This is a genomic window from Stenotrophomonas sp. GD03958, assembly GCF_029839005.1.
Lineage (GTDB): Bacteria > Pseudomonadota > Gammaproteobacteria > Xanthomonadales > Xanthomonadaceae > Stenotrophomonas > Stenotrophomonas hibiscicola.
The window spans coordinates 1-12,711 of the sequence record NZ_JAOBZT010000096.1 but is presented as its reverse complement, the minus strand read 5'-3'; the positions used below and the strand labels follow the sequence as shown (position 1 = coordinate 12,711).

Here is a 12,711-nt window from a genome sequence, read left to right as displayed (position 1 = left end):
CTGCACGAATCAACGTTTCTCGAAGCGCTCCTCGAAGAACTCATCCAGCGCCTTCCACGCGCGCTTGGCCGCCCGCTCGTTGTACTGGCACCCCGGCGGGCTGTTGGCGTCGCGCTCGGCGAAGCAGTGCACCGCACCGCTGTAGTTGGTGAACTCCCAATCGACCTTGGCCGCATCCATTTCCTTCTGGAAGGCGGCGATGTCCTCGGCGGTCACGCTCCTGTCGTCGGCACCATTGAGCACCAGCACCGACGGGTGACTGCCACCGGCCTGCGCCGGCAGCGGCGAACCCAGCCCGCCGTGCAGGCTGACCACACCGGCCAACGGCGCACCTGCACGGGCCAGCTCCAGCACCGTGGTGCCGCCAAAGCAGAAGCCCACCGCACCGATCCGGCCGGCATCCAGCGGCACCCTGCCGGCCTGCGCCTTGAGCACGTTCACCGCCTCCAGCGCACGTGCCCGCAGCAACGGCCGGTCGTTGCGCAGCTTGGTCGCCACCGGCCCGGCCTCGGCATCGGTCTTCGGCCGCACGTCCTTGCCATAGACATCGGCCACCAGCACCACGTAGTCGTCGCCGGCCAGTTGCTTGGCCTTCTCGACCGCCGATTCGTTCACACCCTTCCAGTTCGGCACCATCACCAGGCCCGGACGCTTGTCGTTGTCGCCGTCGGCATAGACCAGCACGCCACTGAAGGTCGTGCCCTGGTGTTTCCACTCCACCGGCTGCGTCTTCATCGCCGCCCACGCTGGCATCGCCGCCAGACCCAGCATCATCGCCACACCGCATCGCCAACGATTCATGCGCCTGCTCCGCAAGAAAAAGGGGACGGAGGGGATTAAGCCGTATTCGCCCCTCCCGCGTCGCATTCTGCATTGGCGGCGTGACGCAGGTGTGGTTGGATACGACTTAATCCCCTCCGTCCCCTTTTTCGCATGAACCTTGTTGACCGCTTTCTGTCTGGCCTGATCCCACGCCTGCCTGCCGACGATGCCCCACAATGGGCTCACGTCCAGGGCGCCAGCGCAGAAGACCTGCAGCGCCTGCGCATGCAATGGCCGCAGGTGCCTGACAGCCTGGTGGAACTGTTGTCCCGCGTCGATGGCACGCACTTTCGCGAGTACCCCGGCGGCGGGGTCTGCGTGCTGATGCTCGGCTCGGATGTCGAGGACGGCGGCTATCCGTACTACCTGCGATCGGTCGCGCAGATCTTCGAGGACCAGCAGCGGTGGGACGACAGCATCCGTTCCATCTACGAAGAGTGGCTGGATGAGGAACCGGAGATTCTCGGCGAGGGCATCGACGCGGATCTGCCGATGAGCCGCCGGCTGTGTTTCTCGCACTGCATGAACAACGGCGGCACCTCGATGCTGTACCTGGATTTCGATCCGGCACCGGGCGGCACCGTCGGCCAGGTGGTGCGCTACCTGCACGATCCGGACAGCTACGCGGTGATCGCACCGAGCTTCGATGCGTACCTGCAGCAGCTCATTGACGGCGGTTACGCGTTTATCGACGAAGACGAATGAAGGCCGCTGAGCGTGGGCTCGGCGCTACAGTAGAGCCACGCCATGCGTGGATGAATTTCCCCGCAGGTTGCCGGCCAGCGGCCGGCACTACCCGCGTTCGATCCAGTGCAACGTGCCCGGCTCGAATGCCAGTAGATCCGACGCCGCCAGATGCGCGCGCAGCCAGTGGCGTTCCGGCGGCTTCGGCTGCCGGGCACCCACCGAACCGTCGTAGTCGCGCACCAGCAGGCCGATGCGCGCGGCCCCAGCCTGCAACAGCGCATCGATACGCTGCAACCACTGGCCGGCATCATCCAGGGCTTCATCGCTGAGTGCCCGCTGATCCTGTTCATGCCGCGCCAACTGCGCCGCCAACGCGCGGGCGATCTTCGCTTCGCTCCAGCCCTTCCTGCGCCAGCGTTCGGCATCGCCGTTCCACTCACGAACCGCCTGCGCCGAGGCCAGCGACGTGCCGCAATCGCAGTGCACGGCACTCAACCACGGCTGCCAACCGGGCCCGACCGCTGACTGCAGGCTGGGCGAATCCTGCGCAAACAGGCGCCGACCGCTGCGCTGCATGATCGCGGCGACTTCAATGTGCGATAAGGATGCGGGCAGGAACAGGGTAATGAAGGTGCACACGCGGCTATCCGGGTCCGTCCGGGGATACGCCCATGGTAACTCGCCGGGGTCAGAGCCCTTTCCTGAGGAAAGGGATCCGACCCCGATCCGGCGGATCAGGCGATGCCCAACCCCGGAATCGCGCTGATGCTGTCCGGGTCGAATCCGGCCAGTTCGGCGAAATGGCGACCACGCGCCACGTAATCGCGGTAGGCACCAAAACTGGGCGCGCCCGGCGACAGCAGCACCACCCCGCCCTGCGCACCCAGCGCCGCGCGTGCAAGCGCCATCGCCTCGGGCAGGTCGCCGGCGGCGTGCAGGCCGAAGCGGCCGGCATCGGCCAGCGGCTGCAGCATCGCGTGGATGCGCGGGCCGTTGCTGCCCATGGTCACAATCTCCACCGGCGGCACGTCGTGCGCCATGTGCTGCATGAAATCGGTCCAGTCCAGGCCGCGGTCATGCCCGCCCACCAGCAGCGCGATGCGCTGCCCGGCGAAGCATTCCAGCGCGGCCAGGCTGGCATGCGGCGTGGTGCTGATCGAATCGTTGACGTAGGTCAGGCCATGGGCCACGCCAATGCGCTGCAGGCGGTTCGGCAGCGGACGGAAATCCTGCACCGCCGGTGCCAGCGCCACCGCATCCAGGCCCAGCGCTTCCAGCGCGGCCAGCACCGCGCACAGGTTGCCGCGGTTGTGACGGCCCGGCAGCGGCGTGTTGCGGGTATCGAACACGGCCTGCTCACCGTGATGCACGATGTCGCCCCGCATGTGCCAGCCCTGCGGCTGGTTGAACCAGACCACCTCACTCTCGGGCAGCGACAGTGCCGCCAGGTGCGGATCTGCGGCATTGAGCACCGCGATGCGCGGCGCGGCTTCGGTCACCAGCCGCAGCTTGTCTTCGATGTAACGCTGTTCGCTGCCGTGCCAGTCCAGGTGTTCCGGGAACAGGTTCAGCACCACCGCCACCTGCGGGCGGGCGCCACTGCGTGCCACCTCACCGGTCTGGTAGCTGGACAGTTCCACCGCCCAGTACTCGGGCGCGGGCTGCGGGTCCAGCACTTCCAGCAACGGCAGGCCGATGTTGCCGACCAGGCCGGTACGGTGGCCGGCCGCGCGCAGCAGGTGCGCGACCAGCGCGGTGGTGGTGCTCTTGCCCTTGGTGCCGGTCACGCACACGGTGTCGTGCACGATGCCATCGTCAGCCGCGTGCTCCGCAAACCACAGCGCGGTGCCGCCGATGAAGGTGGTGCCCTGCTCTGCCGCCGCCAGCGCGATCGGCTGGTAAGGGCTGATGCCGGGCGACTTGATCACCACATCGAACGCGGCCAGCGCTTCGGCCGAGGGTTCGCCAAGTACCTGCAGCGCGCCCTGCGTTTCCGCACGCGCGGCTTCGGCTTCAGCGGCCGGGCAGAACAGGCTCAGGCCAAGCGTTGGCAGGCGCTCACGCAGCACCGCAAACGCGGCGCGGCCCTCACGGCCCCAGCCCCACAGCGCGACGCGCTTTCCTTCAAGCTTCGAAATCTTCACGCACCCGTTCCCACAGCGCAGCCGGAACGCGGTGCTCGCCCTGCAGCTGCAGCAGCGGTGCCAGTTCCAGTTCGGCGGCATCCAGCTGCGGCTGGATCTCGTTGCAGAAGCGCTTCACCAACAGGTCTTCCTTCCACTCCGGGCGCTGCGCCAGCGTCGCCATCGCCGCACGCGATTCGCGGCCTTCGCCCACGCACTCGAACGGCTTGTGGTCCTGGAATTCCAGCAGCGCATCGAAGCCACCGGCCTGCTCGGCATCGTCCAGCAGGTTGCGGCCGAAGATGCGCACCAGGCGCGTCTTGGGCATGAACGGGGCCAGCGCCAGGAACACGAAATGGCATTTCGGGCAGACGCCGCACCAGCGGTTCACCGGGCGCTCGCCGAGGATGTGGAAATTGCGGTTGCAGCTGGAGAAGTGCGCGTCGTAGAAATCGGTCTTGGCGAACTGGCGGGCCACCGCCAGCTCGGACATCGGGCGCAGCAGCGAGTAGTACTGCAGGTCCGCCGCCACGTACTTCCGCACATGGCTGCCGAACGCCTGCTCGCAGGCCCAGCCCTTGGACCACTGGTGATTCACTTCGCCGGTGCCCGGAATCTGGCTGCCGTAGCTGGCCGAACGCTCGTTGGAGAACACGACCTGGTCCACGCCGTGCAGCAACGCGGCCAGCACCATGATTGCCGAGTTCACCACCGTCACCGGGATATGGCCGTTCCAGGCGCCTTGGCGGTTCAACTCGAACAGTTCCGGCGCCAGCGTGCGGCCCAGGTTCAATGTCGGCAGGCCGGTGCGCTCAGCGCACGCACGGATCAGCTGCGAGCCACCGATCCAGGTCACGGTCTCGTCCACGCCGCCGCGGCGCAGCGCTTCGATGCTGACCAGCGAATCCTTGCCGCCGCCGATGGCCACCAGCGCGTGCGGCCGCAGGCCCAGCGCCGGCGCCTGCACGGCCTCGCCCTGCACCGGCAACCGGAAGCGGCCGCGCAGGTTCAGGCCGTTGCGGTAGGCGAATTCGCCCAGGCCATTGAGGTAAATGGTCTCCACCAGTGCGGCGGTATCGGCATCGATGCTGTAACTGTCGATGCTGACCGTATCCGGTACGCCGGCCTTGTAGTAGCTGACGCCGGCGATCAGGTGCAGCAGCTGCAGCGCACGCTGCACGGCGGCGGCACGCGCCTCGTCCAGCACGAACGGGGCGCCCGGCACGGTGATGGTTTCCACCATCTCCGGGCCGTCATCAAAGGCATAAACCAGCTTGGCCACGCCGGTCTCTGCGGCGAACTCGCAGCGGACGAAGCGGAAGCGGGAAACCTGGTGTTTGTCGAAAGAAGTCATGGTGTATCCGGTCAGGCACGGGCCCGCGCGAGGGCGCGGGGCGTGTCGGTGGGCGGGTGCAGGGCGCGCATGGTGATCATTCGATCACGTCTTCGCGCGGCAACATCCGCTGGTTGTAGGTGTTGGCCATCACATAGCCGTAGGCACCGGCATCTGCGATCAGCATCACGTCGTCCGGCGCGGTGGACACCGGCAGCTTGCGGCGCTTGCCGAACACATCGCTGGATTCGCAGATCGGGCCGACCACATCGAACGCCGCTTCGGCATAACCGCCCTGGCGGCTGAGGTTCTCGATGTCATGCCAGGCGTCGTACAGCGCCGGGCGCATCAGTGCGTTCATGCCGGCGTCCAGGCCGACACGGCGCACGCCGTCCTTTTCCACCACCTGGGTGGCATGGGTCAGCAGCACGCCCGATTCGGCCACCAGGTAGCGGCCCGGCTCGATCGCCAGGCGGAATGCCGGGTGCAGCGCCTTGACCTCGGCCAGGCCCTCGGCCCAGGCGTCCAGGTCGAAGGGTTCGTCTTCGTCGCTGTACGGAATTGGCAGGCCGCCACCGATATCGATGGTCTGCACGCTGCCGATGCGGCGGGCGAAACCGGCCAGCTCATCGCACATCAGGCGCCAGTGCTGCGCGGTTTCCACGCCGCTGCCCAGGTGCGCATGCAGGCCCACCACGCGGCTGCCCAGTTCGGTGGCCGCGCGCACGAACTCGTCGACGCGGGCGATCGGCAGGCCGAACTTGGACTCCTTGCCACCGGTGCGGACCTTGGCGTGGTGGCCCTCGCCCCGGCCCAGATCGACGCGCAGCCACAGCTCGCGGTTGCGGAACAGGTCCGGCCAGCGCTGCAGCGCTTCCACGTTGTCGACGGTCACGGTCACGCCCAGCGCGAACGCCGCCTCGTACTCGCCGCGCGGGCAGAAGCTGGGGGTGAACAGCACGCGCTTGGGCGACAGTTCCGGCAGGTGCTGGAACACATGCTTCAGCTCGCCGTGCGACACGCACTCCAGGCCGAAGCCTTCGGCTTCCAGCAGCTGCAGGATGGCCGGGTGGCTGTTGGCCTTGATCGCGTAGTAGCGCTGGTCGATCGGCTTGATTGCGGCCAGTGCACGGGCGCGGGCGCGCACCGTCGGCAGGTGATAGACGTAGCGCGGCGTACCGGCATCGGCCAGCTGCAGCAGGTGCGCACGCTGGCCGCGCCACCACGGCGTGCCGCGCGGGCGCACGGTGCCGGCAATCTCGCGCCAGCGCGGGCCGAACACTTCGGTCTCCTCCACCGGCATCGCGCCGCTGTCGATCAGCTCTGCGTGCAGGATCGGCAGCAGGCCATTGGCATCGGCCTCGTCGATGACGAAGGTCAGGTTCAGGTCGTTGGACGACTGCGAGATCATGTGTACGCGCTCGCGGCCGAAGGTGGCCCACACGTCCGACAGCTTGTGCAGCAGCGAGCGCATGCCGCGGCCCACCAGGGTGATCGCCGCGCACGGCACGATCACCTTCACCTTGCAGATCTGCGACAGGTCGGCCGACAGCGCGGCCAGCACATCGGTGTTGACCAGGTTCTCGGACGGGTCCAGCGACACGGTGACGTTGGTCTCGGCCGAACCGATCAGGTCCACCGACAGGCCGTGCTTCTTGAACAGGTTGAACACATCGGCCAGGAAGCCGACCTGCTGCCACATGCCGATGCCTTCCATCGACACCAGCACGATGCCGTTGCGGCGGCTGATCGCCTTCACCCCCGGCACCGGTGCGGCGCTGCCGTCGATGCTGGTACCCGGCAGTTCCGGGCGCTCGGTATCGAGGATGGCCATCGGCACGCCGGCATCGCGGCACGGCTTGATCGAGCGCGGGTGCAGCACCTTGGCGCCGGTGGTGGCGATTTCCTGCGCTTCGTAATAGTCCAGGCGGGTCAGCAGGCGCGCGTCCGGCACGTCCTTGGGATTGGCGCTGAACATGCCCGGCACATCGGTCCAGATCTCCACCCGGCTGGCGCCGAGCAGCGCACCGAAGTACGCCGCCGAGGTATCCGAGCCACCACGGCCGAGGATGGCGGTACCGCCATCGGCATGCCGCGAAATGAAGCCCTGGGTGATCAGCAGGCGGGTCGGCTGCGCGCGGAAGCGCTGCACCCACTCCGCGTCTGCGCGCCACTGGCAGTTCACCGACAGCCGCTGCGACCAGTCGCTCTGGTTCGGCTGCGGCGGCATCGCATCCAGCCACTGGCGGGCATCCATCCAGCCCATGTCCAGGCCCGAGGCGCGCAGGTAGGCCGCGCCCAGGGTGGAGGACAGCAGCTCGCCCTGGCCCAGCACTTCGGCCTGCCAGTCGAGCGGACGGGTGGCTGCACGCGCATCGTCGAGCAGGCCCTGCAGCGCGGCCAGCCGTTCGGCCAGCACCTCGCGGCCCAGGCCGAGTTCGGCCAAGAAGCCCTCATGGCGCTCGACAAGCGCTGCCACGCGATCACCGCTGTCCGGCGCGCCGTCGGCAATCGCGGTCAGTTCGTTGGTGACCCCGGACAGCGCCGATACCACCACCAGCACGCGCGATCCGGTCTCTTCCGCGCGTTTTTTCGCCAGCTTCCCGATCGTGTCCCAGCGGTGACGACGCGACACCGAAGTGCCGCCGAACTTCAGTACGATCCAACGATCGACAAGGGGGGAAGCTGACATGGATTGGCTATGTAGAATGTGGGGAAGCCGCCCTCGGGGGCGGAACCTTTGATTCTAAGCGCAATATCCCCGTAGATGGCCGTCCTCCGTTACCTGCAGCTCGATGTCTTCGCCCCCCGCCCCGGAACCGGCAATACACTGGGCGTCATCCTGGACGCCGACGCGCTCTCCAGCAGCCAGATGCAGGCTCTGGCCGCCTGGCTGAACCTGTCCGAGACGGTGTTCTTCCTGCGCCCCACCGCGCCCGGCGCCGACTACCACATCCGCATCTTCACCCCGACCCGTGAGCTGGCCTTCGCCGGCCACCCCAGCGTCGGCGCCGCCTGGGCGGCGGTGACCTGCGGCCTGGCCCAACCTCGCGACGGCGCCCTGCTGCAGCAATGCGCGGCAGGGGTGCTGCCAGTACGGGTGAGCGGCCCGGCCGAGGCACTGGAGATCCAGCTGGCCAGCCCGCCGGCACGGCAACTGGACACGGAGGCAGACGGAGCGCCCGCCGCGCTGTTGGCGCTCGCTGCCGACGGGCAGGTGCCCGAACTCTGGGACAACGGCGCACGCTGGTGGCTGCTGCCACTGCGCGATGCCGACGCCGTGCGCAGCCTGCTGCCGGACATGGCCGCGCTGGCCGACTGGAGCCTCGCCACCGACGCTACAGGCCTGGCCGTCTTCGCCGATGAAGCCGGCACCGGCCACACCCGCGTGGTGCGTGCCTTCTGCCCCGCTGATGCGCCCGCCGTGCCCGAGGATCCCGTGACCGGCAGTGCCAATGCACTGATAGGCGCCTGGCTGCGGCAGCGCAATGCCCTGCCCGGCCGCGAGGGCCGCTACGTGGCCAGCCAGGGCCGCGAAGTGGGCCGCGATGGCCGCGTGCAGGTGCAGGTCGACGCGCAGGGCACGGTGTGGATCGGCGGCCAGGTGCAGCCGGTCATCGACGGCCAGATCCGTTGGCTTTAGAGCCGAGCCCACGCTCGGCTGCTTCTTCTCACACCCCGACACAGCCGAGCATGGGCTCGGCTCTACAACCGCGCGTTAAGCTGCGCGCCAACCGATCCTGGAGTTTCGCCCCGATGACCACCCGCCGTTTCCTGCAGCTGGATGTGTTCTCCCCGCGCGCCGGCGCTGGCAATCCGCTGGCCGTGGTGCTCGATGCCGACGGCCTGGACGACGCCAGCATGCAGGCGATCGCGCGCTGGACGCGTCTGCCCGAGACCACCTTCGTGTTCCCGCCCCAGGCAGCCGGTGCCAGCTACCGGCTGCGCATGTTCAGCCCGCAGAAGGAAGTGCCGTTCGCCGGCCACCCCAGCGTCGGCACGGCGCATGCGGTACTGCAGGCAGGCCTGGCCACACCGATCGATGGCGTGCTGGTGCAGGACGGCATTGCCGGCGCCCTGCCGCTGCGCGTCAGCGGTGAGGGTACGCAACAGCGCATCGCCATCCGCACCCCGCGCGCGCAGCTGGCCGAAACTGCCGAGGCCTGCGATCCACGCCTGCAGGCTGCACTGAGGGGCTGGCCGCTGGGTTCGTTGCCGCCGGCGCGCATGCAGGGCGGGCGCAGCTGGTGGGTGGTGCAGGTGGCCGATGAAGCCGCGTTGCGCGCCCTGCAGCCCGACTGGGATGCGGTGGCCGCACTGGCCGAGTCCACCGACAGCATGGGCGTGTTCGCCTATGCCTTCAGCGATGGCGGTGAGGGATTCGATCTGGCCGTGCGTGCCTTCGTCGGCAACGGTCGCCGCTTCGAGGACGCCGCCTCGGGTGCGGCCAATGCGGTGCTTGCCGCATGGCTGGACCTGCGCGACGCGCTGCCGCGTGGGCGGACGCCGTTCGAAGTCAGCCAGGGCCGCGAAGTCGGCCATGACGCGCGCCTGACCCTGCTGGTCGATGAGGATGGCGAGGTATGGTCAGGCGGCCAGGTGCAGACCGTCATCACCGGCACCATCGATTGGTAAAGGGACACTGTAGAGCCGAGCCCACGCTCGGCTGCTCTCCGGCCAGATCACGGGAGCTGCAGAAGCCGAGCATGGGCTCGGCTCTACAGATGCGTCGGCTCAGCCCAGTTCGGCTTCCAGGCTGATCGGCACCGCACTGAGCGCCTTGGACACCGGGCAGTTCTGCTTGGCGTCATCGGCAATGGCGCGGAACTGCGTCGCGTCGATGCCAGGCACCACCGCCTTTACCTTCAGCCGGATCTGCGACAGCTGCGGGCCGCCTTCCATCGACAGGTCGACCTTGGCTTCGGTGTCCAGCGAGGTCGGGGTAAAGCCAGCCTCGCCGAGCTTGGCCGACAGCGCCATGGTGAAACAGCCGGCATGTGCGGCGGCAATCAGCTCTTCCGGATTGGTGCCCTTTTCGTCGCCGAAGCGGCTGTTGAAGCCGTAGCGGGTCTTGTCCAGCAGTCCACTCTGCGGCGTGCTCAGCTGCCCCTTGCCCGACTTCAGATCGCCTTCCCAGTGCGCGGTGGCGTGTCGCGAGATTCCCATTGTGCTGCTCCTGCGTGGCGGTGATGAACGGCCACCCTCGCATGCCACGCGTTAGCCCTGCGTCGCTCCGCCGCACGCCCCACGTCGCCCCCGCCCCCGGAAGATGGACACTTCCTCGCCAGCGCGCAACGCATTTTCCTCTTGCTTTCAGTGGTTTCGCGCAGTGCACCAATGGGCAGGCGGCGGGCTTCGAGCACGCTGACACGCCCCCAGCCCCCACCGCCGGCCATGTACTGAATCGGCCTGGATATGAAAAAACATGCACTTTCCGCGCTTCGGGCTATTGGCGGCGCCCAAGAGTTGCCCTACATTGCGCTTGCCGACGGGGTTCGGCGCCGACCAAACAACCAACCGTTCACGGAACAGGAAACCATGGCAAAGACCGCTAAGAAGGCTGCCCCGAAGAAGGCAGTGAAGAAAGTCGCGACGAAGGCAGCCGCCAAGCCGGCCGCTCCGAAGCCGATCAAGGAAGTGCTGACCAAGTCCGGCCTGGTTGCACACATCGCTGAAGCCTCCGGCGTCGTCGCCAAGGACGTCCGCGCTGTGCTGGCCTCGCTGGAAAGCGCCGTCGCCTCCTCGGTGCACAAGAAGGGCGCTGGCTCGTTCACCCTGCCGGGCCTGCTGAAGATCACCACCGTCAATGTGCCGGCCAAGCCGAAGCGCAAGGGCATCAACCCGTTCACCAAGGAAGAGCAGTGGTTCGCTGCCAAGCCGGCCACCACCAAGCTGAAGGTGCGTCCGCTGAAGAAGCTGAAGGACGCCGCGCTGTAAGCGCGCGCCCCAACGCGGATTCCGACGGGACGGCTCTGGCCGTCCCGTTTTTTTTGTCCCAACCACAGCCCGCAACACAGCGTTGCCGCATCCCCGGGAATGCGCGTACAGGCCCGTCGCCATTGGCTGGGCGTGGTGCGTTGCGGCCCCGGAACGTACCGGGTGGAACACTGCGTGCAGCCCCGGCCATCGCCGCCGGGCACGGCCTTGCCTAAGGTGGGCACATCCTCCACAGCTACGGCGAGCGTCCCCTCATGGCCAGCCCCTCCACCCGCTACCGGATCTCGGTGACCCCCATCGAAAAGGACGGGTTGCAGTGCACCGGGCGCTGCACCATCGAACTGGAACATCGCGCCAGCCGAGACCTCATGCGCCTGCTGGAAGCGGCGCCGCGCACCGCTGGCGTCAGCGGCGACGAGCGCGCGACCTTGGTGATCGCCACCCAGCTGCTGCGCGACATCGTGCAGCGCCACGCCGAAACAGAAGGCCATGCCCTGGCCGCCATCGCCGCGCAGGTGCTGCCGGCGCTGGATGCACTGGAACAGCTGCCCTCCTCCCGCTGATCGCCGCACAGCCGATACACTGCCTCCTTCCGTTCGCCTCGGGGAGGAGGCTGGCATGCGCAGGTTCCTGATACTGATCGCACCACTGGTGCTGCTGGCCTGCTCCAGGCCGCCATCGCAATCCGACGCAGCGGATGCCGCACCGCCGGTAGCGGCCAGCACGACTGCCAGCACGAAGCCGCAGACCGCCGCAGCAAGCGATGCAGCGGCTGCGCGGGCCATCGATGTCGATCCCCTGTTTGCTGCCGTCGCGGCCGACGCCGAGCTGCCCGCGGCCATGCTCAACGCGTATGTCATGGCCCTGCTCAATCGCGATCGCAAGGCCGCCGACGCCGCGTGGACTTTCCCGCCCAGCGATGCCCGGCGCGCTGACGATGCCGCATTGCGCCAGCTGACGGACGTACGCAGCCTGCGCCTGACCAGCGAGCTGCCGATCGCGCGCGACGGCCACCAGCCGCCGCAGCTGCTGGAGGTTCCGGTGCGGATCCGCGCGGTGACTCCTGAGGGCACCTTCCGCTTCGGCGGCTGGTACCGGGTGCAACCCAGCGCCGACGGCAGCGCCTGGCAGATCCAGTCGGCACAACTGCGGCCATCGCTGGACTGAACCGTTGCGGCGGCATGCACGCGCGATTCAGCCGGCAACGCTACTCTTTGAACCATCCATTCCGCATCCATCGGTCTCTGCCATGCGCCTGCGTTCCCTGATGACCCGCCTCGCGGCCTCCACCGTGCTGATCGCCGCTGCAATCGGCGCCCAGGCTGCGCCTTCCATTTCCGGCCGGGAACTGTCGGTCGGTGCCAGCGACGTACAGCAGTACCTTGATGGCAGCTTCCCGCGCACGCAGGACGCGCTCGGCGGCCTGATCGCCCTGACGATGAGCCACCCGCAGCTGAGCCTTCCGGCCGGCGAGCGCTTGAACCTTGGCATGGACGTGGCACTGGCCACTGCCGGTGGTAGCCCGGCCAAACTGGGTACGGTGAAGCTGAGCAGCGGCCTGCGCTACGACGCGCAGACCCAGGGGTTCCACCTGCAGCAGCCGAGCGTGGATGACTTCACCCCGGCCAACCAGGGCGGTCGTCTCGACTCCCGTACCCGCGGCCTGCTCAACGCCTGGCTGAGCGACTACGCCCAGCGGGAGCCGATCTACAAGCTGGACCCGGCCGTGGCCGGCATGCTCGGCGCCCTGCAGGTGCAGTCGGCACAGGTGAAGAACGGCAAGCTGGTGGTCACCTTCAACCAGAATCT

Annotated in this window: 13 protein-coding genes; 7 read left to right on the top strand and 6 right to left on the bottom strand. The window is 68.0% G+C overall.

What is annotated here, in order from left to right; translation table 11 throughout:
• Positions 1-9: 9 nt before the first annotated feature.
• Entirely contained in the window at positions 10-801 is a 792-nt protein-coding gene (locus tag N5C25_RS19015; RefSeq protein WP_279937639.1) for a dienelactone hydrolase family protein, read from the bottom strand.
• A 132-nt stretch (positions 802-933) separates the two neighbouring features.
• Between N5C25_RS19015 and N5C25_RS19010 the strand changes: the two genes are divergently transcribed.
• Complete coding sequence (locus N5C25_RS19010) at positions 934-1,527, top strand: SMI1/KNR4 family protein (protein ID WP_279937638.1); 594 nt, start codon at positions 934-936, stop codon at positions 1,525-1,527.
• Positions 1,528-1,614: 87 nt separating this feature from the next.
• On the opposite strand, the gene N5C25_RS19005 is transcribed toward N5C25_RS19010, so the two are convergent.
• From N5C25_RS19005 to N5C25_RS18990, 4 genes are all read right to left on the bottom strand, one after another.
• On the bottom strand, positions 1,615-2,148 hold the full coding sequence (locus N5C25_RS19005; RefSeq protein WP_279937637.1) for a hypothetical protein: 534 nt from the start codon (positions 2,146-2,148) through the stop codon (positions 1,615-1,617).
• A gap of 95 nt (positions 2,149-2,243) precedes the next feature.
• On the bottom strand, positions 2,244-3,653 hold the full coding sequence (gene murD, locus N5C25_RS19000; RefSeq protein WP_279937636.1) for a UDP-N-acetylmuramoyl-L-alanine--D-glutamate ligase: 1,410 nt from the start codon (positions 3,651-3,653) through the stop codon (positions 2,244-2,246).
• Positions 3,634-4,986: a UDP-N-acetyl-alpha-D-muramoyl-L-alanyl-L-glutamate epimerase gene (gene murL / locus N5C25_RS18995; RefSeq protein WP_279937635.1), complete on the bottom strand. Its 1,353-nt coding sequence runs from the start codon at positions 4,984-4,986 to the stop codon at positions 3,634-3,636. The genes murD and murL overlap by 20 nt, the downstream gene beginning before the upstream one ends.
• A 76-nt stretch (positions 4,987-5,062) precedes the next feature.
• Positions 5,063-7,657, bottom strand: coding sequence for a bifunctional aspartate kinase/diaminopimelate decarboxylase (locus tag N5C25_RS18990; protein WP_279937633.1), 2,595 nt, complete (start codon positions 7,655-7,657; stop codon positions 5,063-5,065).
• A 75-nt stretch (positions 7,658-7,732) separates the two neighbouring features.
• Here N5C25_RS18990 and N5C25_RS18985 point away from each other — a divergent pair, with 75 nt between their 5' ends.
• Together N5C25_RS18985 and N5C25_RS18980 are read left to right on the top strand one after the other, a co-directional pair.
• On the top strand, positions 7,733-8,608 hold the full coding sequence (locus tag N5C25_RS18985) for a PhzF family phenazine biosynthesis protein (protein ID WP_279937632.1): 876 nt from the start codon (positions 7,733-7,735) through the stop codon (positions 8,606-8,608).
• A 113-nt stretch (positions 8,609-8,721) separates the two neighbouring features.
• Positions 8,722-9,600, top strand: coding sequence for a PhzF family phenazine biosynthesis protein (locus N5C25_RS18980; protein WP_279937630.1), 879 nt, complete (start codon positions 8,722-8,724; stop codon positions 9,598-9,600).
• A gap of 99 nt (positions 9,601-9,699) precedes the next feature.
• Here the strand turns inward: N5C25_RS18980 and N5C25_RS18975 are convergent, their stop codons facing one another.
• Positions 9,700-10,131 (bottom strand): OsmC family protein, encoded by a 432-nt coding sequence (locus tag N5C25_RS18975; RefSeq protein ID WP_019659396.1) that lies wholly within the window; start codon positions 10,129-10,131, stop codon positions 9,700-9,702.
• 372 nt (positions 10,132-10,503) lie between these two features.
• Between N5C25_RS18975 and N5C25_RS18970 the strand changes: the two genes are divergently transcribed.
• The 4 genes from N5C25_RS18970 to N5C25_RS18955 form a co-directional block, all read left to right on the top strand.
• The gene (locus N5C25_RS18970) at positions 10,504-10,902 is read left to right on the top strand and encodes an HU family DNA-binding protein (protein WP_005408442.1); all 399 of its coding nucleotides are present in this window, start codon (positions 10,504-10,506) and stop codon (positions 10,900-10,902) included.
• Between the two features lie 254 nt (positions 10,903-11,156).
• Complete coding sequence (locus tag N5C25_RS18965; RefSeq protein WP_019659397.1) at positions 11,157-11,465, top strand: DUF3861 family protein; 309 nt, start codon at positions 11,157-11,159, stop codon at positions 11,463-11,465.
• A 55-nt stretch (positions 11,466-11,520) separates the two neighbouring features.
• A complete protein-coding gene (locus N5C25_RS18960) occupies positions 11,521-12,069 on the top strand; it encodes a hypothetical protein (protein ID WP_021203134.1) in 549 nt (182 codons plus the stop codon).
• 82 nt (positions 12,070-12,151) lie between these two features.
• On the top strand, positions 12,152-12,711 hold a 560-nt coding region (locus N5C25_RS18955; protein ID WP_279937628.1), incomplete at its 3' end, for a DUF1439 domain-containing protein.

What these genes read in the sequence shown, in the direction of transcription:
- N5C25_RS18960 (WP_021203134.1), top strand. Translation starts at nt 11,521, where the DNA reads ATGCGCAGGTTCCTGATACTGATCGCACCACTGGTGCTGCTGGCCTGC.
- N5C25_RS18970 (WP_005408442.1), top strand. Translation starts at nt 10,504, where the DNA reads ATGGCAAAGACCGCTAAGAAGGCTGCCCCGAAGAAGGCAGTGAAGAAA.
- murL (WP_279937635.1), bottom strand. Translation starts at nt 4,986, where the DNA reads ATGACTTCTTTCGACAAACACCAGGTTTCCCGCTTCCGCTTCGTCCGC.
- N5C25_RS18980 (WP_279937630.1), top strand. Translation starts at nt 8,722, where the DNA reads ATGACCACCCGCCGTTTCCTGCAGCTGGATGTGTTCTCCCCGCGCGCC.
- N5C25_RS19010 (WP_279937638.1), top strand. Translation starts at nt 934, where the DNA reads ATGAACCTTGTTGACCGCTTTCTGTCTGGCCTGATCCCACGCCTGCCT.
- N5C25_RS19015 (WP_279937639.1), bottom strand. Translation starts at nt 801, where the DNA reads ATGAATCGTTGGCGATGCGGTGTGGCGATGATGCTGGGTCTGGCGGCG.
- N5C25_RS18985 (WP_279937632.1), top strand. Translation starts at nt 7,733, where the DNA reads ATGGCCGTCCTCCGTTACCTGCAGCTCGATGTCTTCGCCCCCCGCCCC.
- N5C25_RS18990 (WP_279937633.1), bottom strand. Translation starts at nt 7,657, where the DNA reads ATGTCAGCTTCCCCCCTTGTCGATCGTTGGATCGTACTGAAGTTCGGC.
- N5C25_RS18975 (WP_019659396.1), bottom strand. Translation starts at nt 10,131, where the DNA reads ATGGGAATCTCGCGACACGCCACCGCGCACTGGGAAGGCGATCTGAAG.
- N5C25_RS18965 (WP_019659397.1), top strand. Translation starts at nt 11,157, where the DNA reads ATGGCCAGCCCCTCCACCCGCTACCGGATCTCGGTGACCCCCATCGAA.